The 20521-nt window shown below is 72.4% G+C and carries 16 protein-coding genes; 12 read left to right on the forward strand and 4 right to left on the reverse strand.

Translation table 11 applies throughout. The features are described 5' to 3' along the window. Window positions 1–347 precede the first annotated feature (347 nt). The 3 genes from A3Q37_RS32360 to A3Q37_RS32370 all read left to right on the forward strand — a co-directional run bounded on the left by A3Q37_RS32360 (window position 348) and on the right by A3Q37_RS32370 (window position 2435). Entirely contained in the window at window positions 348–875 is a 528-nt protein-coding gene (locus tag A3Q37_RS32360) for an SAV_6107 family HEPN domain-containing protein (protein ID WP_065490224.1), read from the forward strand. A 149-nt stretch (window positions 876–1024) separates the two neighbouring features. Further along, window positions 1025–1783 carry a methyltransferase gene (locus A3Q37_RS32365; RefSeq protein WP_065490227.1) on the forward strand — a complete coding sequence of 253 codons (759 nt, stop codon included), beginning with the start codon at window positions 1025–1027 and terminating at the stop codon, window positions 1781–1783. A gap of 247 nt (window positions 1784–2030) precedes the next feature. Beyond that, entirely contained in the window at window positions 2031–2435 is a 405-nt protein-coding gene (locus tag A3Q37_RS32370) for a DUF3040 domain-containing protein (RefSeq protein ID WP_006123866.1), read from the forward strand. A 289-nt stretch (window positions 2436–2724) separates the two neighbouring features. Here A3Q37_RS32370 and A3Q37_RS32375 read toward each other — a convergent pair whose 3' ends face one another. The 4 genes from A3Q37_RS32375 to A3Q37_RS32390 all read right to left on the reverse strand — a co-directional run bounded on the left by A3Q37_RS32375 (window position 2725) and on the right by A3Q37_RS32390 (window position 8365). After that, a complete protein-coding gene (locus A3Q37_RS32375) occupies window positions 2725–5142 on the reverse strand; it encodes a DUF3488 and transglutaminase-like domain-containing protein (protein ID WP_065490289.1) in 2418 nt (805 codons plus the stop codon). Continuing rightward, window positions 5139–6506 carry a DUF58 domain-containing protein gene (locus tag A3Q37_RS32380; protein ID WP_065490229.1) on the reverse strand — a complete coding sequence of 456 codons (1368 nt, stop codon included), beginning with the start codon at window positions 6504–6506 and terminating at the stop codon, window positions 5139–5141. The genes A3Q37_RS32375 and A3Q37_RS32380 overlap by 4 nt, the downstream gene beginning before the upstream one ends. Continuing rightward, a complete protein-coding gene (locus tag A3Q37_RS32385; RefSeq protein ID WP_065490231.1) occupies window positions 6506–7549 on the reverse strand; it encodes a MoxR family ATPase in 1044 nt (347 codons plus the stop codon). Before A3Q37_RS32385 ends, A3Q37_RS32380 begins: the two co-directional genes overlap by 1 nt. Before the next feature lie 252 nt (window positions 7550–7801). Beyond that, window positions 7802–8365, reverse strand: coding sequence for a carbonic anhydrase (locus A3Q37_RS32390; protein ID WP_065490233.1), 564 nt, complete (start codon window positions 8363–8365; stop codon window positions 7802–7804). A gap of 430 nt (window positions 8366–8795) precedes the next feature. On the opposite strand from A3Q37_RS32390, the gene rsmH reads away from it, so the two are divergent. The 9 genes from rsmH to murG all read left to right on the forward strand — a co-directional run bounded on the left by rsmH (window position 8796) and on the right by murG (window position 20500). Next, window positions 8796–9761 carry a 16S rRNA (cytosine(1402)-N(4))-methyltransferase RsmH gene (gene rsmH, locus A3Q37_RS32395; RefSeq protein ID WP_065490235.1) on the forward strand — a complete coding sequence of 322 codons (966 nt, stop codon included), beginning with the start codon at window positions 8796–8798 and terminating at the stop codon, window positions 9759–9761. Between the two features lie 37 nt (window positions 9762–9798). Further along, window positions 9799–10347: a septum formation initiator family protein gene (locus A3Q37_RS32400; protein ID WP_065490237.1), complete on the forward strand. Its 549-nt coding sequence runs from the start codon at window positions 9799–9801 to the stop codon at window positions 10345–10347. Window positions 10348–10351: 4 nt separating this feature from the next. Continuing rightward, the gene (locus A3Q37_RS32405; protein ID WP_065490239.1) at window positions 10352–12340 is read left to right on the forward strand and encodes a penicillin-binding protein 2; all 1989 of its coding nucleotides are present in this window, start codon (window positions 10352–10354) and stop codon (window positions 12338–12340) included. 187 nt (window positions 12341–12527) lie between these two features. Beyond that, window positions 12528–14096, forward strand: a complete 1569-nt coding sequence (locus A3Q37_RS32410; RefSeq protein ID WP_065490246.1) for a UDP-N-acetylmuramoyl-L-alanyl-D-glutamate--2,6-diaminopimelate ligase — start codon at window positions 12528–12530, stop codon at window positions 14094–14096. A 4-nt stretch (window positions 14097–14100) separates the two neighbouring features. After that, the gene (gene murF, locus A3Q37_RS32415) at window positions 14101–15522 is read left to right on the forward strand and encodes a UDP-N-acetylmuramoyl-tripeptide--D-alanyl-D-alanine ligase (RefSeq protein ID WP_065490247.1); all 1422 of its coding nucleotides are present in this window, start codon (window positions 14101–14103) and stop codon (window positions 15520–15522) included. Continuing rightward, window positions 15519–16589: a phospho-N-acetylmuramoyl-pentapeptide-transferase gene (gene mraY / locus A3Q37_RS32420; RefSeq protein ID WP_030583424.1), complete on the forward strand. Its 1071-nt coding sequence runs from the start codon at window positions 15519–15521 to the stop codon at window positions 16587–16589. The genes murF and mraY overlap by 4 nt, the downstream gene beginning before the upstream one ends. Beyond that, complete coding sequence (murD, locus tag A3Q37_RS32425) at window positions 16571–18013, forward strand: UDP-N-acetylmuramoyl-L-alanine--D-glutamate ligase (protein WP_176711554.1); 1443 nt, start codon at window positions 16571–16573, stop codon at window positions 18011–18013. The genes mraY and murD overlap by 19 nt, the downstream gene beginning before the upstream one ends. Window positions 18014–18076: 63 nt before the next feature. Beyond that, complete coding sequence (gene ftsW, locus A3Q37_RS32430; protein ID WP_065490250.1) at window positions 18077–19405, forward strand: putative lipid II flippase FtsW; 1329 nt, start codon at window positions 18077–18079, stop codon at window positions 19403–19405. Between the two features lie 6 nt (window positions 19406–19411). After that, window positions 19412–20500 carry an undecaprenyldiphospho-muramoylpentapeptide beta-N-acetylglucosaminyltransferase gene (gene murG, locus A3Q37_RS32435; protein ID WP_065490252.1) on the forward strand — a complete coding sequence of 363 codons (1089 nt, stop codon included), beginning with the start codon at window positions 19412–19414 and terminating at the stop codon, window positions 20498–20500. Window positions 20501–20521: the final 21 nt, after the last annotated feature.

The raw sequence follows: 20521 nt of genomic DNA on the forward strand, positions 1-20521 counted from the left end.
CTTCACCACCAACAACGGGCGGGCGGACCCCCTCCGCGAATGGGTCCGCATCCTGCGGCACCGCTTCGCCACCACGCGCGACGAGCTATGGCGAGGCCACTACCGACAACCCAGCTGGCGAGCCCAGCCGAGTCCCTTCCCCGAAAGTTGCCACTTCGAATGAGAAAGCCAACCCGTGAATGTCTCACCACAACTGGCGAACCCCAGCTCACAGGACCGACACCTCGCCAGATCAAACGAGAACCGACATGGCAGGTCAGAGCCGCCTTCGGATCGATTGTCAGTGGTGCCCGCCACCATGGACACAGACGGCCACGGAGCCGTCACACGACGACAGGAGGTTCGTCATGGCCAGCTCGTCCGCAGCTGCCGCCCCGCGGCGCCGCGCAGTCAGCCCTGCCCCCTCACCGACCGGTCCGGCCAGCGATGTCCACCCCGTTCTGCGCCGCGCCGCGGCGCCGCCGGCCGCCCTCGATCTGCTCGCCAAGGCCCGCTCCGGCCTCGACGAGGCCGCCGTGCTCCCCGAGCCCAACGAGCGGTACGCCACCGCCCACCTCGCCGCCCTGCGCACCGCGGCGGCCGTGCTGGCCGCCCGCGGCCGCCCCGAGACGAACAAGCGCCGCCGCGACCGCATCCGCAGCGTCTGGGAAGTCCTCCCGGAGATAGCCCCGGAGCTGACCGAATGGAGCGCCCTCTTCGCCTCGGGCGCCGAGCGCCGGGCCCGCGCGGAGGCCGGCATGCCGGGGGCCGCCGGGGTGCGCGACGCCGACGACCTGCTGCGCGACGCGGCCATGTTCCTGCGCCTGGTGGAACGGTTCCTGGCGCTCCAGCCGGTCCTCCCCCAACCCCGCCCGGAGCGGCCCGGCGGCGAGTGACCCGGACACGTCCGGAGCGGCCCGGCAGCGGGTGACCTGGTCGGCGGTGCGAGGCAATAGGGTGGTGACCGCTCACACCAGTCACATCGCCACCCGCACTGTTCACGCTCCGCCGTCCCCGGCGGCACCGTGCCGAGGAGTCATCTGCCGTGTCGGACCAGCCGCGCCCCCGCGCCTCCCTCCGTACCGCCGTGGTCTGGGAGGTCCTCAAGGAGGCTCTGGACCGTCAGGTCAAGGCGACTGGCAGGGACGCCCTGGACGTCCTGGACACCGGCGGCGGCACCGGCAACTTCGCCGTGCCCGTGGCGAAGCTCGGCCACCGGGTCACCGTCGTCGACCCCAGCCCCAACGCCCTCTTCGCACTGGAGCGCCGCGCGGCCGAGGCCGGGGTCGCCGACCGGGTCCGGGGCGTCCAGGGCGACATCCTCGGACTCTTCGACGTCGTGGAGCGCGACGGCTTCGACGCGGTGCTCTGCCACGGCGTCCTGGAGTACGTCGGCGAGCCCGCCGAGGGCGTGCGCAACGCGGTCGAGGCGCTGCGGCCCTCCGGCGCGCTCAGCCTGCTCGCCGCCGGCCTCGGCGGAGCCGTCCTGGCCCGCGCGCTCGCCGGCCACTTCACCGAGGCCCGGCAGGCGCTCACCGACCCGGCGGGCCGCTGGGGCGAGGGCGACCCGGTGCCCCGCAGGTTCACCGCCGAGCAGCTCTCCGACCTGGTCTCCGAGGCCGGGACGGAGATCGCCGCGGTGCACGGGGTCCGGGTCTTCGCCGACCTCGTGCCAGGGGTCCTGGTGGACACCGAGCCCGGCGCCGTGGAGGCGCTCCTCAAGCTCGAAGCGGCCGCCGCCGAGCAGCCCGCGTTCCACTCGGTCGCCACCCAGCTGCACGTTCTGGGCGAGAAGCGGCGCTGATCAGCAACGAAGCTGCGCACGGAGTGGGACTCAGGACCCCCGTACTGGGCGTAAGCCCCGTATGATCGGGTGACACCATCCGGCATGGCGGATCGGTCGTCGGGGAATCTACGCCTCAGCAGCCGAGCCGACATAGCGGTCCGGACTGGCTGAACGCTAGAGGGCGGGTTTCACGGGGGCGAATCCCTGCCTATCCTGGAAGGGCCGCATACCGGTCGCCCCCGCGGCCGACGACGAGGAGGATCCCGTGCCGCTCTCGGAGCACGAGCAGCGCATGCTCGAGCAGATGGAGCGAGCGCTGTACGCCGAAGATCCCAAGTTCGCGACAGCGCTCGAGGGAAGCGGACTGCGTACGTACACCCGCAAAAGGGTCTACCAGGCGGTCGCAGGCTTCCTGGTGGGTATCGCGCTCCTCATGGCCGGAATGGTCGCCCAGCAGATCTGGATCAGCGTGGTGGGATTCCTCGTCATGCTCGGCTGTGCCGTGCTCGCGGTCACCGGATGGCGCAAAGCGCCCAAGCCCGGTGAACAGCAGCCGGCCGCCGCAGGTGGCGGGGACAGCGGCGCACGCCGCCGACCGAGACAACGCCGGTCGATGATGAACCGCATCGAGCAGCGGTGGCAGCGCCGCCGCGACGAACAGGGCCAGTAGTCCGCGTCGGCCCTGCTCTTCCCGCAGGGCCGGGCTATGGCACGACGCAGCACACCGATGGCTGAGGGGCGGCCGCATTTCCGCGGCCGCCCCTCAGCCGTTGCCGGACGAGGCCCCGGGCGGTAGAGCTCAGCCCGCTGGAGCCGGCACAGCCGCCGGGCAGAGTCGGGAAGCCGTCGGACAGAGCCCGCACAGCCGCTTGGCAGAGCTGGGAAAGCCTCCGGCCCGGACTCGTTCGCCTTTGCCGGGGTCCGGGCCGGAGGCCTTCCCGGGCGGGGCCTCGCCCGCCTCAGCCGTGCTGGCGGGTGAGGCGGCGCAGCCGGGCCGTCCAGCGGCCGGCTCCCGCGCGGCCCGCCCACCGCTCCGCGAGCGCCGTCCGGCGGTCGGCGACGGCCCACACCACCCGGACGGACGAGCGGGGCAGAAGCGTTGCCCGCAGCCGGGTGCCCCGGCCCGCCGACGCCTGCAAGCCCGCCCGCACCGCCGACGCGTCCTCGGCCAGGCCGTCAGCGGGGCGCGGCTCGGGGGCGTACAGCACCTGCTCCACCGAGCCCGCGATCCGGTGCACGGCCTCGGCCGCGGTGGTGTCGAGCCGGCCCAGCCGCACGATCCGGGCCGCCGCCTTCCGGGGCGTCAGCGAATCGTCCGGGGCGATGCCGTGGTCCCAGGCCGTATCGGTGATCTCCCGCCAGACGGCCAGCGTCCGCGCGGCCGCGTCGGCGGGCGTCCGGCCCCCGGAGCCCAGCCGGCGGTTTCTCGTCCGGGTCCGCCACAGCAGCGGAGACAACGGCAGCACCAGGACCAGCACCGCCGCGAGGACCACCAGCAGCACCGTCCCGGCCGGGGTGCCCCGGTCGGTCGGCGCCGCCGCTCCCGCCTCCTGCGAGGGCCCGCACCCGCCTTCCTGGCGCAGCTGCGGCGGGCAGCTGTCGTCGGCGGACGGGGCGGCGGACGGTGCGTCGGAGGTGTCCGCGGAGGGCTCGGCCGCGTCGCTCGCGGTGTCTGTGGGGACCTCGGGCCGGGTCCACGAGGGGGTGCTGCCCCGGCTCGGGGTGGGCTCGAACCGGGTCCACCCGACGCCCTCGAAATACAGCTCGGGCCAGGCGTGCGCGTCCCGCAGCCCGACCGAGATCGCCCCGTTCGACTTCATGGTGCCCGGGGTGAAGCCCACCGCGACCCGGGCCGGGATGCCCAGCGTCCGGGCCATCGCGGCCATCGAGAACGAGAAGTGGACGCAGAAGCCCTCCTTGTCACGGAGGAACCGGGCGATGGCGGACGACCCCGTGCCCGAGGTGACCGTCGTGTCGTAGGTGAACCCGCCCTCGGAGGAGAACCAGTCCTGGAGCTTCACGGCCTGCTCGTAGGCGTTGGCCGCGCCCTCCGTGACCTGCGCGGCGGTCTCGGCGACCACCTCCGGCAGCGAGCCGGGGAGCTGGGTGTACTCGCGGAACAGCTCCTCGGGCGGCGAAGCCGCGGCCGCGAGCTGCTGTGCCGTGGGCTCGACGACCAGGCTGCCGACCTCGTACTGCGCGCCGCGCGTGGTCTGCCCGTCGTCGCCGACCAGGGTGCGGCCCTCGGGTTCGTACCGCCAGCGGCCGCCGACGCGGACCTCGCTCGCCGGGTAGGGGAGCGGCAGATACGTCTGCTGATAGGAGCGCGAGGCGGAGATGTTCGTCCGGACCTCCGTGACCGAGACGTCCCCGCCGAGCCCCGCGGGCTGGGGAAGCCGGTCGGGAACGTCCGTCAGCCGCCGGGTGGAGGAACGCCACTCGCTGCCGTTGAACTCGTCCAGGGCCAGGATCCGCAGATAGAGGTTCTGCGGGTTCTCGATGTTGCTGCGGTACGTCATCACCTCCCGGTTCTCCGGCTGGTTGAGGTTGTTCTGGAGCGAGACCAGCGGATTCACCGCGGAGATCGTGCCGCCGCCGCTGCCCTTGCCGTTCCCCGGGCCGTTGCCGCCGAGCAGACCGCTGTCCAGGGCGGGCAGGGCGAGGGGGACCACCAGGGCGATACCGAGCGCCAGCACACCGATCCGCCGCCCGGTGCGCACGGGGGAGGACCCGTCGCCCGCGCCGGACAGCCCGTCGGCCAGACCGCCCCTGGTCCGCGCGGCCCCGCCGAAGACCCGGCCCCACTGGGAGAGCCGGTCCCGGCCCTCCGCCAGCAGGAGCAGCAGATAGCCGGAGGCGGCCAGCAGGAACCACAGCCAGCCCGCCCCGCCGCCGGAGAGCCCGGCCGCGACCGAATACAGGGCGAGGAGCGGCAGCCCGGCCGGGGCCGCGCTGCGGAAGGTCACCGCCATGGCATCCACGACGAGCCCGATCAGGACCACCCCGCCGACCACCATCAGCTCGATGCCGGCGGTCAGCGGGGCCGGGGTGGAGTACGTGCCCACGTCCTCCCCGCCCGCCACCAGCAGCTCGCCGAGCCGCATGACGGCCTGCGGCCCCGGCACCACCCCGAACAGGGCGTGGTCCCGGGCGAACACCAGCGTCAGCGCCACCAGGGTGACCAGCGCCTGGGCGGCGACGGTCAGCGACCGGGCCAGCGGGACCCGGCGCGCCAGGGCGCCCACCCCGGTCTGGACGCCGAGCAGCACCGCCGCCTGCACCAGCCAGCCGACCCCCTCCACCAGCGGGATCAGGGCCCCCGCCGCCAGCAGTGTCGCCGCGTAGGCGCTCAGCGCCAGCCTGGCCCGCCCGCTCATGACCATCCCCCCGCGAAACCTGTCGGGCCGCCGCTCTGGGCGGACGGTGTGTCCGTGCGCATCCCGGCGGCCACCTGCCACAGCTCGGGCAGCGCGTCACCCGGCGCCACCGGCACCGCAGTCCAGCCGGACTCGCGCAGCCGCCGCAGCCGGTCGTCGGCCACGCCCGCCGCTCTCTCGTCGCCGGCCCAGGCGGCGCTGTCCAGGACGAACGCGACCCCGGCCCCGGCACGCTGCCGCATCCGGGCCGCCACCGCGGTCTGCTCCTCGTCCAGATCGCCGAAGAACGCGATGAGCAGCCCCTCGTTGCCGCCGCGCAGCACGTCATGGGCGCGGCTGAGGCCGCCGCCGTCGGAATGGCCGACCACGGCGAGCGTGTCGAGCATCAGCCCCGCCGAGTCCGCGGACTCCTGCGTCGAGCCCGCGTATCCGTCGGTGCCCTCGCCGGGCACGGCGTTCCCGTCGTCGGTGAGCAGCCGGACGGCGAAGCCGCGCTCCAGCATGTGCACGAGGGCGGAGGCCGCCCCGGACACCGCCCATTCGAACGCCGAGTCGGGCCCGGCGCCCTGGTAGCCGATCTGCCGGGTGTCCAGCAGGACCGTGCATCTGGCCCGCTGAGGCTGTTCCTCGCGGCGCACCATCAGCTCGCCGTGGCGCGCGGTGGAGCGCCAGTGGACCCGGCGCAGATCGTCGCCGTGCCGGTAGCCGCGCGGAATGATGTCGTCCTCACCGGCGAGCGCGAGCGAGCGCTGCCGCCCGTCGCCGTACCCGGAGGCCTCGCCCGCCAGCCGCAGCGCGGGCAGCGGCACCGTACGCGGAATGACGACGAGGGTGTCGTACGCGCTGAAGGAACGCGTCAGCTCGCACATCCCGAAGGGGTCGCTGAGCCGCAACTGCAACGGGCCCAGCGGATAGCGGCCGCGCAGGTCGGAGCGGACCCGGTAGGACACCTCGCGCCGGCCGCCCGGCTCCACCCGGTCCAGGACGAAACGGGGGCGCGGGCCCAGCACGTACGGCACGCGGTCCTGGAGCATCAGCAGACCGGTGGGCAGCCGGGAGACGTTCTCCATCCGCAGGTGCACCCGGGCCTCCGCGCCCGCGGGCACCCGGGACGGCGAGAGCCGCCGGGTGCCGGTGACCCGGTAGCGGGTGCGGTAGAGCACGGTCACACAGACCAGGGGCAGCACGGCGAGCAGCAGCCCGACCCGCAGCAGGTCGCCCTGGCCCAGGACGTACGCGCAGACGGCGGCGGCGAGACCGGCGGCCAGGAACGAGCGCCCCCGGGTGGTCAGTCCGCCCAGGGCCGCCCGGAGGCCGCCCTTCCGCCCGCCGTCCTCCACGGCGCCGGGCTCCCCGGCCGCCATCACAGCCGCCGTGCCCCGGGCTGCTGCTGGTGGTACAGCGGGCGGCCCGGCTCCGGAGCGGGCGGCGCGGTGCCGCCGGCCGAGGTCGGTACGGGAGTGCGCTGGATGATCTCCCCGACCACCTGCTCCGCCGTGCGGCGGTTCAGCTGGGCCTGGGCTGTCGGCAGCAGCCGGTGCGCGAGCACCGGGGTGGCCAGCGCCTGGACGTCGTCCGGCAGGGCGTAGTCCCGCCCGCTGAGCGCGGCGGACGCCTTCGCGGCGCGCAGCAGGTGCAGCGTCGCGCGCGGGGAGGCGCCGAGCCGGAGATCGGGGTGGGTACGGGTGGCGGCGACCAGCTCCACGGCGTAACGCCGGACGGCGTCGGCGACGTGCACCGTACGGACGGCGTCGATCAGCTTTACGATGTCGTGGGCGTGGGCCACCGGCTGGAGGTCGTCCAGCGGGGAGAGGCCCCCGTGCACATCGAGCATCTGAAGCTCGGCCTCCGGGCTCGGGTAGCCGATGGAGACCCGGGCCATGAAGCGGTCGCGCTGGGCCTCGGGCAGCGGATAGGTGCCCTCCATCTCGACCGGGTTCTGCGTGGCCACCACCATGAACGGGTCGGGCAGCTCGTAGGTGTGCCCGTCGATGGTGACCTGGCGCTCCTCCATCGACTCCAGCAGCGCCGACTGCGTCTTCGGCGAGGCGCGGTTGATCTCGTCGCCGATCACGATCTGGGCGAAGATCGCACCCGGCTTGAACTCGAAGTCCCGCCGCTGCTGGTCGAAGATCGACACGCCGGTGATGTCCGAGGGCAGCAGGTCGGGCGTGAACTGGATCCGCCGCACCGAACAGTCGATGGACCGCGCCAGCGCCTTGGCCAGCATGGTCTTGCCGACCCCGGGGACATCCTCGATGAGGAGATGCCCCTCGGCGAGCAGCACGGTCAGCGATAGCCGTACGACCTCGGGCTTGCCCTCGATCACACCCTCCACCGACCTGCGCACCCGCTCTGCGGTGGTGGTCAGATCAGTGAGGCTCGCTCGATCGTCATAGGTCGTCACCCGGCCCTCCTCGGCCCTTTTGCGCAGGGGCCGTCGCGCGTACCCGCGCGGCCCACCCCGGAAAATCGGACACTCCTCCGGAAGACCCGGGAGAGGTCACACCCGCATTCTTGTTGCCGTTACCGCTTCGTGTCACTCGCCTGTGGATAAGTGGGTGTGAAAAGGCAGTGTCTGTCACGATTCCGGCGCCGTGGGGCACGGCGATGCGTGCGTGAGGTGCAGCAGAGGGCCGGGAAGCGGCGGGGGATCCGTTCAGGAAACGGAGTCGATCTCCCGCAGCAGACCGGTGGTCACGTCGAAGACGAAGCCGCGCACATCGTCGGTGTGCAGCAGGAACGGCGAGGTCCGCACCCGCTGCATCGACTGGCGCACGTCCTGGTCGGCGTCCGTGTAGGCCTCCACGGCCCAGGCCGGACGCTGGCCCACCTCGCGCTCCAGGTCCTGCCGGAAGCCCTCGGTGAGGGACTCCAGACCGCAGTTGGTGTGGTGGATGAGGACCACGCTGCGGGTGCCGAGCGCCCGCTGGCTGATGGTGAGCGAACGGATCACGTCCTCGGTGACCACACCGCCCGCGTTACGGATCGTGTGGCAGTCGCCGAGCTCCAGGCCGAGCGCGGCGTGCAGGTCGAGACGGGCGTCCATGCAGGCGACCACGGCGACCTGGAGGACGGGGCGCGCGTCCATCCCCGGATCGCGGAAGTCCTTCGCGTACTCGGAGTTCAGTGCGACGAGGCGGTCGGTGACCTGGCCCCCCTCGCGGACCGCCGCGGCGGCGGGTGTCACGGACTCGGCGGGGGAGTGAGCAGAAGTCGACATGGCTACGACGTTAGCCTTCCCACCTGGCACGGGCGGGCTGTGAGAGCGGACAAAGAACGTCAACACGGCTTGTTGTGAGCTAACCCACAGGCCCGGTGGACGCACCCGTTCGGGTGGGTTTTCCTCATCCGGTCGGGTGGCGCGACGCGCTGCGCGGTTCGTTGATCGCGAATCGATCGAATGGCAGGGTGGACTAAAGTAACGCGAAGTCAACACCCGCATTCCCGCCCCACTGCCCCATCGCACCCCCCCCCGCACCTCCTGCATATTCCGTATTTCCCCCGTGATGTGCGGCGTACGTGCGACCCGGCCCTCTCCCGCTCTCGGTCGGCCGACGCCCCTTCCCCGGCGCCGGCGGGCCTCCCCTTCAGAGCGGGCGGGGACCAGGACGTACGTGCCGGCCGCGCGGGACAGAGCCTGAGAGGGCGCATTGAGCCAGACCCGACACGTCCCGGTGATGCTCCAGAGGTGTCTGGACCTGTTGGCCCCGGCTCTCCAGGACCCGGCCCACCCGGAGCCCGTGGTCGTCGACTGCACCCTCGGCCTCGGCGGCCACAGCGAGGCCCTGCTCGCCGCGTTCCCCACCGCCCGGCTGATCGCCCTGGACCGCGACAAGGAAGCCCTCCGCCTCTCCGGCGAACGGCTCGCCCCCTACGGCGACCGGGCCACCCTCGTCCACGCGGTTTACGACGAACTCCCCGAGGTCCTCGAACGGCTCGGGACCCCGAAGGTCCAGGGCGTCCTGTTCGACCTCGGCGTCTCCTCCATGCAGCTGGACGAGGCCGACCGCGGATTCGCGTACGCCCAGGACGCCCCGCTCGACATGCGCATGGACCAGTCCACCGGAATGGGCGCCGCCGAGGTCCTCAACACCTACCCGCCCGGCGAGCTCGTGCGGATCCTGCGCGCGTACGGCGAGGAGAAGCAGGCCAAGCGGATCGTCTCCGCGATCGTGCGCGAGCGCGACAAGGAGCCGTTCAGCAACAGCGCCCGGCTCGTCGAGTTGATCCGCGACGCGCTGCCGCAGGCCGCCAAGCGCACCGGCGGCAACCCCGCCAAGCGGACCTTCCAGGCCCTGCGCATCGAGGTCAACGGCGAGCTGAGCGTCCTGGAGCGGGCCATCCCGGCCGCCGTCGACAGCCTCGCCGTCGGCGGCCGCATCGCGGTGCTCTCGTACCACTCGCTGGAGGACCGGCTGGTCAAGCAGGTCTTCGCGGCCGGCGCCGCCAACACCGCGCCCCCCGGACTGCCCGTCGTCCCCGAGCGCTACCAGCCCCGGCTGAAGCAGCTCACCCGGGGCGCCGAGCTGCCCACCGAGGAGGAGGTCGCCGAGAACCGGCGCGCCGCCCCCGCCCGGCTGCGCGGCGCCCAGCGCATCCGCGAGGAGGAGCGATGAGCACCGGGTCCGGGCGCCGAACCGGGGGAGTCACGGGGTGAGCAAACCGGCCGCACCGCTGAAGGGACGGGCCGCCCGGCTCGCCCGGCTGATGCCGTCCACCGGGCCCAGCACCGCGGCCCGCACCCCCTTCGTCCTGCTGGTCGTCCTGCTCCTGGGCGGCGGACTCATCACCCTGCTCCTGCTGAACTCCGCACTCAACGAGGGATCGTTCCGGCTCAGCAAGCTGAAGCGGGACACCACCGAGCTCACCGACGAGCAGCAGGCCCTCCAGCGCGACGTCGACAGCCGGTCCCAGCCCGACGCCCTGGAGAAGCGCGCCCGGGAACTGGGCATGGTCCCCGGCGGCAGCCCCGCCTTCCTGAACCCCGACGGCACGGTCCGCGGCAATCCGGTGGAGGCGACCGCCCCGCCGCCCAGCCCCACCCCGAGCCCCAGCGCCTCACCGGACCCCGACGCCCCGGCGGCCGGCCCCTCCGGCTCCCCGTCGCCCTCCGGATCCGTATCCCCGTCCGCGACCGAGCCCGACCCCGCGGCCGCCCCCTCGGCGGAGAACAGCCCGCCCCCGACGAGCCCCGGCAGGTGACGCAGTGCCGCCCAAGGAACCGCCGCGCCGCCGCGTACCCGGACCGGCCCGCCCCCGTAACGGGGCATCCGGATCCGGCCGCTCCGGCGCGCGCCCGTCGGCCCGCCGCCCCCGCCCCGCCCCGGGGCGCACCACCCGGCGCGGCACCGCACCGCGCTCCCTGCGCCTCGGCAGCCCGCGCCCCCGGCTGCGGCTCGTCAGCCTCGGGCTGACGCTGGTCATGCTGGCCTTCGTCGCCCGGCTGCTCCAGGTCCAGGCCGTCGACGCCAGCGCGTACGCGGCCAAGGCCGAGAAGAACCGCTACCTGGAGTACACGGTCGCCGCCGAGCGCGGCGAGATCACCGACCGCAACGGCGTCGCCCTCGCCACCAGCGTGGACGCGCACAACATCACGGCCGACCCCAAGCTCTTCACCCCCGAGGAGAGCAAGGCGCCCGACGCCCCCCAGCAGGCCGCGGCGCTGCTCGCCCCGATCCTCGGCAAGGACGTCGACGAGCTCGTCAAGAAGCTCTCGGCGCCCAAGAGCCGCTACGCCGTCCTCGCCTACCGGCAGACCCCCCAGGTCTGGAAGCAGATCAAGGACCTCAAGGCCGTCTTCGCCGAGAAGGCGTCCGAGGACAAGCTCAGGGGCGGCCCCGGAGCCAACGTCCTGGCCGGCGTCCTCCAGGAGCCGACCACCAAGCGCGTCTACCCCAACGGGGACCTCGCCGCCGGGATACTGGGCTTCGTCAGCGCCGACGGCAAGGGCGGCGGCGGCCTCGAATCACAGCTGGACAAGGAGCTGGCGGGCGAGGACGGCAAGATCCGTTACGCCCAGGCGGGCGGCCGGCGGGTCCCCACCGCGGGCAGCAGCGAGATCCCGGCCGTGCCCGGCTCCGACATCGAGCTGACCATCGACCGCGACATCCAGTGGGCCGCGCAGAAGGCCATCAGCGACCAGGTCGCCAAGTCCAAGGCCGACCGCGGCTACGTCATCGTGCAGAACACGAGGACCGGCGAGCTGCTGGCCATGGCCAACGCCCCCGGCTACGACCCCAACGACCTCTCCCAGGCCACCTCCGCCTCGCTCGGCAACGCGGCCCTCCAGGACGTGTACGAGCCCGGCTCCACCAGCAAGGTCATGTCGATCGCGGCCGTGCTGGAGGAGGGGGCCGCCACGCCCGGCACCCATGTCACCGTCCCCAACCGGCTGCACCGGGGCGACCGCCTCTTCAAGGACGACGTCGACCACCCCACCTGGTACCTCACGCTCAACGGGGTGCTCGCCAAGTCCAGCAACATCGGCACCATCCTGGCGACCGGTCAGCTCGGCAAGACCCAGGCGGAGTCGAACCAGGTCCTCTACGACTATCTGCGGAAGTTCGGCCTCGGCAAGAAGACCGGGCTCGGCTACCCCGGCGAGTCACCCGGTCTGCTGGCCCACCCGAAGGACTGGTCGACCTCGCAGCAGTACACGATCCCCTTCGGCCAGGGCCTCTCCATCAACGCCGTCCAGGCCGCCTCCGTCTACTCCACGGTCGCCAACGGAGGCGTCCGGGTCGCCCCCACCCTGGTACGCGGAACGAAGGGCTCCGACGGCCGCTTCACCCCGGCCGAGGCCCCCGAGGAGAACCGGGTGGTCAGCGAGAAGACCGCCAAGACCCTGGCGACCATGCTGGAGTCCGTCGTCGAGGACCGCGAGGGGACCGGCACCAAGGCCGCGATCCCCGGCTACCGGGTCGCGGGCAAGACCGGAACGGCCAACCGGGTCGACCCCGAGCGCGGCGTCTACAAGGGCTACACCGCCTCCTTCGCGGGCTTCGCCCCCGCCGACAACCCGCAGGTCACCGTCTACTGCGCGATCCAGAACCCCACCAAGGGCAGCTACTTCGGCGGCCAGATCTGCGGCCCGATCTACAAGCAGGTCATGGAGTTCGCCCTCAAGACGCTCCAGACCCCACCGTCCGGCAGCGAGCCGCCCCGGCTGCCGGTGTCCTTCAAGCCCGGCGAGTGAACACGGGGATACGCGAGTATCTCCTCCAAGGGAACCCTCAGTGACAACGATCACCCCCGACCCCGGGAACCGGAACGAGAACCGCCGGAACCAGGGTCCCTCGCTTCGCGAGAGCCCGCACCGGCCCGGTACGCTCACCGCCGTGCCCCACGCTGATCAGTCCCAAACCTCTCAGAAGGACGCGCCTGTGACCTACCCGGGAGCGCCCCGACCGGACCGGCTCCGGCCCACCCCCCTCGGCGAGCTGGCCGGCCGGCTCGGCGTCGAGACCGCCGGGAGCGGTGACGTCACCGGCATCACCCACGACTCGCGGGCCGTGCGACCCGGAGACGTGTACGCGGCCCTGCCCGGCGCCCGTATGCACGGCGCCGACTTCGCGGCCCAGGCCGCGGGCCTCGGCGCCGTCGCCGTCCTCACCGACCCCACCGGCGCCGAACGCGCCGCCGCCACCGGCCTCCCGGTCCTGGTCGCCGAGAACCCGCGGGCCGTGATGGGCGAGCTGGCCGCCGACATCTACGGGCGGCCCGGCATCGGCCTGCTCCAGATCGGCATCACCGGAACCTCCGGCAAGACCACCACCGCGTACCTCGTGGAGGGCGGACTGCGCGCCGCCGGACGCCCCACCGGGCTGATCGGCACCGTCGAGATGCGGATCGGCGACGAGCGCATCAAGTCCGAGCGCACCACCCCCGAAGCCACCGACCTCCAGGCCCTGTTCGCCGTCATGCGCGAACGCGGCGTCGAGGCCGTCGCGATGGAGGTCTCCAGCCACGCCCTGGTGCTCGGCCGGGTCGACGGCTGCGTCTTCGACGTCGCCGTCTTCAACAACCTCAGCCCGGAGCACATGGAGTTCCACTCCGGCATGGAGGACTACTTCCAGGCCAAGGCCCAGCTCTTCACCCCCGAGCGCAGCCACCGCGGCGTGGTCAACTTCGACGACGAGTACGGCCGCAGGCTCATCACCGAGTCCGGCGTCCCCGTCACCACCTTCTCCGCCGAGGGCCACCCGGACGCCGACTGGCACGCCGAGGACGTCGAGGTCGGACCGCAGGACAGCACCTTCACCGCCGTGGGTCCCAAGGGCGAGCGGATCGCCGCACGCGCCCCGCTGCCCGGCCCGTTCAACGTCGCCAACACCCTCGCCGCGATCGTCACGCTGGCCGTCGCGGGCGTCGACCCGCAGATCGCCGCCGACGGCGTGGCCGCTGTCCCCGGGGTCCCGGGCCGGCTGGAGCGGGTGGACGCCGGACAGCCCTACCTCGCCGTCGTCGACTACGCGCACAAGACCGACGCCGTCGAGTCCGTCCTGCGCTCCCTGCGCAAGGTCACCGAGGGCAAGGTGCACATCGTCCTCGGCTGCGGCGGCGACCGCGACACCACCAAACGCGGCCCGATGGGCGCCGCCGCCGCCCGGCTCGCCGACACCGCCGTCCTGACCTCCGACAACCCCCGCTCCGAGGACCCCCTCGCGATCCTCGCCGCGATGCTCTCCGGCGCCGCCGAGGTCCCCGTCCACGAACGCGGCGACGTCCTGGTCGACGCCGACCGGGCCGCCGCCATCGCCGCCGCCGTCGCCCGCGCCGAACCGGGCGACACCGTCCTGGTGGCGGGCAAGGGCCACGAGCAGGGCCAGGACGTCCACGGAGTGGTCCGCGCCTTCGACGACCGCAAGGTCCTGCACGCAGCCATCGAGCGGTCCCTGGCGCACCCCGCCGCCGACCGTGCCCCTCACCACGAGAACAACAGTCAGGGATGACCAAGTGATCACCCTTTCCCTCGCCGAGATCGCCGAAATCGTCGGCGGGCAGCCGCACGACATACCGGACCCGGCAGTCACCGTGACCGGACCCGTCGTCATCGACTCCCGCGAGGTCGCGCCCGGCAGCCTGTTCGCCGCGTTCGCCGGCGAACGGGTCGACGGCCACGACTACGCCCAGCGCGCCGTCGACGCGGGCGCGGCAGCCGTGCTCGCGGCCCGCCCCGTCGGCGTCCCGGCGATCGTCGTGGACGACGTCGTCGGCGCGCTCGGAGCCCTTGCCCGCGCCGTCGTCGAACGCCTCGGCACCAGCGTCGTCGCGCTCACCGGCTCGGCCGGCAAGACGTCCACCAAGGACCTGATCGCGCAGCTCCTCCAGCGCCACGGCCCGACCGTCTGGACGCCCGGCTCCCTCAACAATGAGATCGGGCTGCCGCTCACCGCCCTGAGCGCCACCGCCGAGACCGAGCACCTGGTCCTGGAGATGGGCGCCCGCGGCATCGGCCACATCCGCTACCTCGCCGAACTCACCCCGCCGCGCATCGGCCTCGTCCTCAACGTCGGCTCCGCCCACCTCGGCGAGTTCGGCAGCCGCGAGGCGATCGCCCAGGCCAAGGGCGAGATGGTGGAGGGCCTGCCCGAGGACGGCTGCGCCGTGCTCAACGCCGACGACCCGCTCGTCCGCGCCATGGCCTCGCGCACCAAGGCCCGCGTCCTGCTCTTCGGAGAAGCCCCCGAAGCGGACGTACGGGGCGAGAAGGTCCGGATGACCCCCGACGGCCGGCCCGCGTTCGAGCTCCACACACCTACCGGGTGCAGTGACGTGACCATGCGCCTGTACGGTGAGCACCACGTGTCGAACGCGCTCGCCGCGGCCGCCGTCGCCCATGAGTTGGGCATGTCCGTGACCGAGATCGCCGAGGCGCTCTCGGAGGCGGGCACCCTCTCCCGCTGGCGCATGGAGGTCACCGAGCGCGGGGACGGTGTGACGGTGGTCAACGACGCCTACAACGCGAACCCCGAATCCATGAGAGCCGCACTGCGTGCGCTGGCCGCCATGGGCCAGGCCCGAGGGGCCGACGGGGGACGCACCTGGGCGGTGCTCGGTCGGATGGCCGAGCTCGGTGACGCGTCGCTCGCCGAGCACGACGCGGTCGGACGGCTCGCCGTCCGGCTCAACGTCAGCAAGCTCGTCGCTGTCGGGGGGAGAGAAGCCTCCTGGCTGCAACTGGGCGCATATAACGAGGGTTCGTGGGGTGAGGAGTCGGTGCACGTGTCCGACGCGCAGGCGGCCGTCGACCTGTTGCGCAGTGAACTGCGCCCGGGAGACGTCGTGCTGGTGAAGGCGTCCCGGTCGGTCGGCCTGGAGAAGGTCGCCCAGGCACTGCTGGAGAACGCGACCGAGGGCGAGGTCGCCGGCCGATGAGGCAGATCCTCTTCGCGGGGGCCATCGGGCTCTTCCTGACCCTGGTCGGCACCCCGCTGCTGATCAAGCTGCTGGCCCGCAAGGGCTACGGGCAGTTCATCCGGGACGACGGCCCGCGCACCCACGGCAGCAAGAAGGGCACGCCCACGATGGGCGGCATCGCCTTCATCCTGGCGACGATCGTGGCGTACCTCCTCGCGAAGGTCATCACGGGTGAGGACATCCGCTACTCCGGTGTCCTCGTGCTCTTCCTCATGGCGGGCATGGGCCTCGTCGGCTTCCTCGACGACTACATCAAGATCGTCAAGCAGCGTTCGCTCGGTCTGCGGGCCAAGGCGAAGATGGCGGGACAGCTGATCGTCGGCATCGCATTCGCGGTGCTCTCGCTCCAGTTCCCCAACTCCATGAACTACACCCCGGCCTCCACCCGGCTCTCGTTCGTCGAGGACTTCGGCTGGTCGATCGGCCCGGTGCTGTTCTGCGTCTGGGCGCTCTTCATGATCCTCGCCATGTCCAACGGCGTGAACCTCACCGACGGCCTCGACGGACTGGCCACCGGCGCCTCCGTGATGGTCTTCGGCGCCTACACCTTCATCGGCCTCTGGCAGTTCCAGGAGTCCTGCGCCAACGCGGACAACCTGACCAACCCCAGCGCCTGTTTCGAGGTACGCGACCCGCTCGACCTCGCCGTCGTCGCCGCGGCCCTGATGGGCGCCTGCTTCGGCTTCCTGTGGTGGAACACCTCGCCCGCCAAGATCTTCATGGGCGACACCGGCTCGCTCGCCCTCGGCGGCGCGCTCGCGGGCCTCGCGATCCTCTCACGCACCGAGTTCCTGCTCGCCATCCTCGGCGGCCTCTTCGTGATGATCACCATGTCCGTGGTCATCCAGGTCGGTTCGTTCAAGATGACCGGCAAGCGCGTGTTCCGCATGGCGCCGCTCCAGCACCACTTCGAACTCAAGGGGTGGTCCGAAGTCCTGGTGGTGGTCCGCTTCTGGATCATCCAGGGCATGTGCGTGATCGTCGGCCTCGGCCTCTTCTACGCGGGATGGGCAGCCAAGAAGTGAGCACCGTGGACTGGCAGGGCAAGCACGTCACCGTCGCCGGGCTCGGCGTCAGCGGAATCCCCGCCGCCCGCGCCCTGCACGAGCGCGGCGCGCTCGTCACCGTCGTCAACGACGGCGACGACGAACGCGCCCGCGCGCAGGCGGCCGAACTGGAGGCGCTCGGCATCACCGTGCGCCTCGGCGACGGCGCCACCCTGCCGCCGTCCACGGAACTCGTCGTCACCGCCCCCGGCTGGCAGCCGGACAAGCCGCTCTTCCTGGCTGCCGCCGAGGCGGGCGTCCCGGTCTGGGGCGACGTCGAACTGGCCTGGCGCCTGCGCGGCGACAACGGCAAGAAGGCCGCCCCCTGGCTCGCGGTCACCGGCACCAACGGCAAGACCACGACCGTACGCATGCTGGCGTCGATCCTCGAAGCAGCCGGCCTGCGCACCGCGGCCGTCGGCAACATCGGCGTATCGCTGCTGGACGCGGTGCTGGGGGATACGGAGTACGACGTCCTCGCCGTCGAACTCTCCAGCTACCAGCTGCACTGGGCGCCCTCCCTGCGCGCCCACTCCGCCGCCGTCCTCAACCTGGCCCCCGACCACCTCGACTGGCACGGCTCGATGGAGGCGTACGCCGCCGACAAGGGCCGCGTCTACGAGGGCAACACCGTGGCCTGCGTCTACAACGTGGCCGACCCGGCCACCGAGGACCTGGTCCGTGAGGCCGACGTCGAAGAGGGCTGCCGCGCCATCGGCTTCACCCTCGGCGCCCCCGGCCCCTCGCAGCTCGGCGTGGTCGACGGCATCCTCGTCGACCGGGCGTTCGTCGCCAACCGGCAGAAGCAGGCCCAGGAGCTGGCCGAGGTCGGCGACGTCAACCCGCCCGCCCCGCACAACATCGCCAACGCCCTCGCGGCCGCCGCCCTCGCGCGCGCGTTCGGCGTGGAGCCGGCCGCCGTACGGGACGGGCTGCGCGCCTTCCGCCCCGACGCCCACCGCATCGAACACGTCGCGGACATCGGCGACGTCGCCTATGTGGACGACTCCAAGGCCACCAACACCCACGCCACCGAGGCCTCGCTGGCCGCCTACGACTCCATCGTCTGGATCGCGGGCGGCCTCGCCAAGGGCGCCACCTTCGACGAGCTGGTCACCGGCGCGGCGAAGCGGCTGCGCGGCGTCGTGCTGATGGGCGCCGACCGCGCCCTGATCCGCGAAGCCCTGACGCGACACGCCCCGGAAGTCCCGGTGGTCGACCTCGACCGGACCGACACTGGGGCGATGTCCGAAGCGGTCGCGCGGGCCGCCGAGCTCGCCCGGCCGGGCGATACGGTACTGCTGGCCCCGGCCTGTGCCTCGATGGACATGTTCACCAACTACAACAAGCGGGGCGAGGCGTTCGCGGACGCGGTCCGCGCACGCGCCGACGAGAGCGCCTGACCGACCGGGCTCCGCGCCCGGGGTCACCGGCCCCGGGCACGAGCAGTGGAGGGGACAGCGACAATGCCGGCCGACGAGAGATTCGCCGTACGGCGGGAGAGCGCACGGGCCTCGGTACCCCGCCCCCTCACCTCCCGTACCCCGCGCTCCGGGCGCGGCGGCGGACCGCGCCGGGCCTACGAGCGGGCGCGGCGGGCCTGGGACCGGCCCCTGACCGCCTATTACGTGATCCTCGGCTCCAGCCTCCTGATCACCGTGCTGGGCCTGGTGATGGTGTACTCCGCCTCGATGATCAAGGCGCTGGACATCAGCAAGCCCGCGACGTACTTCTTCGGCAAGCAGTTCCTCGCCGCCGTCATCGGGGGCGGGCTGATGCTGATCGCCGCCCGGATGCCCGTGAAGCTCACCCGGGGGCTGGCCTACCCGATACTGATGGTCACCGTCTTCCTGATGATCCTGGTCCAGGTGCCGGGGATAGGGATGTCGGTCAACGGCAACCAGAACTGGCTCTACCTGGGCGGCCCGTTCCAGCTCCAGCCCAGCGAGTTCGGCAAGCTGGCGCTCATCCTGTGGGGGGCGGACCTGCTGGCCCGCAAGCAGGACAAGCGGTTGCTGACGCAGTGGAAGCACATGCTCGTCCCGCTCGTCCCGGTCGCCTTCATGCTGCTCGGACTGATCATGCTCGGCGGCGACATGGGAACAGCGATCATTCTCACGGCGATCCTGTTCGGTCTGCTCTGGCTGGCCGGCGCCCCCACCCGGCTCTTCGCCGGGGTCCTCGGCTTCGCCGCCGTCCTCACGTTCCTGCTGATCAGGACCAGCCCCAACCGGATGGCCCGGCTCGCCTGCATGGGCGTGAGCGAACCCGACCCGGAGGGCGGCTGCTGGCAGGCGGCCCACGGAATCTATGCTCTGGCGTCCGGCGGATGGTTCGGTTCCGGGCTGGGTGCGAGTGTGGAAAAATGGGGCCAACTCCCGGAACCCCACACCGACTTCATCTTCGCGATCACCGGTGAGGAACTGGGTCTGGCGGGGACGCTGTCCGTGCTCGCCCTCTTCGCGGCTCTAGGCTATGCGGGTATCCGCGTGGCCGGACGCACGGAGGACCCCTTCGTGAGGTATGCCGCGGGAGGCGTGACCACGTGGATCACGGCCCAGGCTGTGATCAACATCGGTGCGGTGCTCGGCCTGTTGCCGATCGCCGGGGTCCCGCTCCCGCTGTTCTCCTACGGGGGATCGGCCCTGCTGCCGACGATGTTCGCGGTCGGGCTGATGATCGCCTTCGCACGGGAGGACCCCGCGGCGAAGGCGGCCCTGGCCATGCGGAGGCCCGGGGTGAGATGGAAGACGATGAGACGGCGCGTCAAGAAGCGTTCGTCCGGAGAGCGGTGAATTTCGGTGCATGTCGTACTCGCCGGCGGGGGGACCGCCGGACACATCGAGCCCGCGCTTGCCCTCGCAGACGCCCTGCGCAGGCAGGACCCGACCGTGGGAATCACGGCCCTCGGCACGGAACGCGGCCTGGAGACCAGGCTCGTACCCGAGCGGGGGTACGAGCTGGCGCTCATCCCCGCCGTCCCGCTGCCGCGTAAGCCCACGCCCGAACTGATCACCGTCCCGGGCCGGCTGCGCGGCACGATCAAGGCCGCCGAGCAGGTCCTGGAGCGCACCAAGGCGGACTGCGTGGTCGGCTTCGGCGGCTATGTCGCCCTGCCCGGCTACCTGGCCGCCAAGCGGGCCGGGGTGCCGATCGTGGTCCACGAGGCCAACGCCCGCCCGGGCCTGGCCAACAAGATCGGCTCGCGGTACGCCCACGGGGTCGCCGTCTCCACCCCGGACAGCAAGCTGCGCGGCGCCCGCTACATCGGCATCCCGCTGCGCCGCACCATCGCCACCCTGGACCGCGCCCGGGTCCGCCCGGAGGCCCGCGCCTCCTTCGGCCTCGACCCCAATCTGCCCACGCTGCTGGTCTCCGGCGGCTCGCAGGGTGCGCGCCACCTCAACGAGGTGGTCCAGCGGGTCGCGCCGCTGCTCCAGCGCTCGGGGATCCAGATCCTCCATGTGGTGGGCCCGAAGAACGAATTGCCGCGAATCGACAACATGCCCGGGATGCCGCCCTACATCCCGGTACCGTACGTGGACCGGATGGATCTCGCGTACGCCGCGGCCGACATGATGCTCTGCCGCGCGGGCGCGATGACCGTCGCCGAACTCTCCGCCGTCGGGCTCCCCGCCGCCTACGTTCCGCTGCCCATCGGCAACGGCGAACAGCGGCTCAACGCCCAGCCGGTGGTCAACGCCGGCGGCGGTCTGCTGGTGGACGACGCGGCGCTCACCCCGGAGTGGGTGCAGTCCAACGTCCTGCCGGTGCTGTCGGACCCCCACCGGCTGTACGAAATGTCTCGCGCCGCCGCCGAGTTCGGCCGGCGCGACGCCGACGACCTGCTCGTCGGCATGGTGTACGAAGCGATCGCCTCGCGTCACTAGGCGTGCGGCGCGATGCGGTGC

The organism is Streptomyces sp. PTY087I2 (assembly GCF_001687325.1).
Lineage (GTDB): Bacteria > Actinomycetota > Actinomycetes > Streptomycetales > Streptomycetaceae > Streptomyces.

Bases quoted from the DNA above. Each gene is read 5' to 3' on its own strand.
- A3Q37_RS32380 (WP_065490229.1), bottom strand. From the start codon at position 6,506: ATGGCGGCCGGGGAGCCCGGCGCCGTGGAGGACGGCGGGCGGAAGGGC.
- A3Q37_RS32390 (WP_065490233.1), bottom strand. From the start codon at position 8,365: ATGTCGACTTCTGCTCACTCCCCCGCCGAGTCCGTGACACCCGCCGCC.
- A3Q37_RS32360 (WP_065490224.1), top strand. From the start codon at position 348: ATGGCCAGCTCGTCCGCAGCTGCCGCCCCGCGGCGCCGCGCAGTCAGC.
- A3Q37_RS32375 (WP_065490289.1), bottom strand. From the start codon at position 5,142: ATGAGCGGGCGGGCCAGGCTGGCGCTGAGCGCCTACGCGGCGACACTG.
- ftsW (WP_065490250.1), top strand. From the start codon at position 18,077: ATGCCGGCCGACGAGAGATTCGCCGTACGGCGGGAGAGCGCACGGGCC.
- murD (WP_176711554.1), top strand. From the start codon at position 16,571: ATGGGCAGCCAAGAAGTGAGCACCGTGGACTGGCAGGGCAAGCACGTC.
- mraY (WP_030583424.1), top strand. From the start codon at position 15,519: ATGAGGCAGATCCTCTTCGCGGGGGCCATCGGGCTCTTCCTGACCCTG.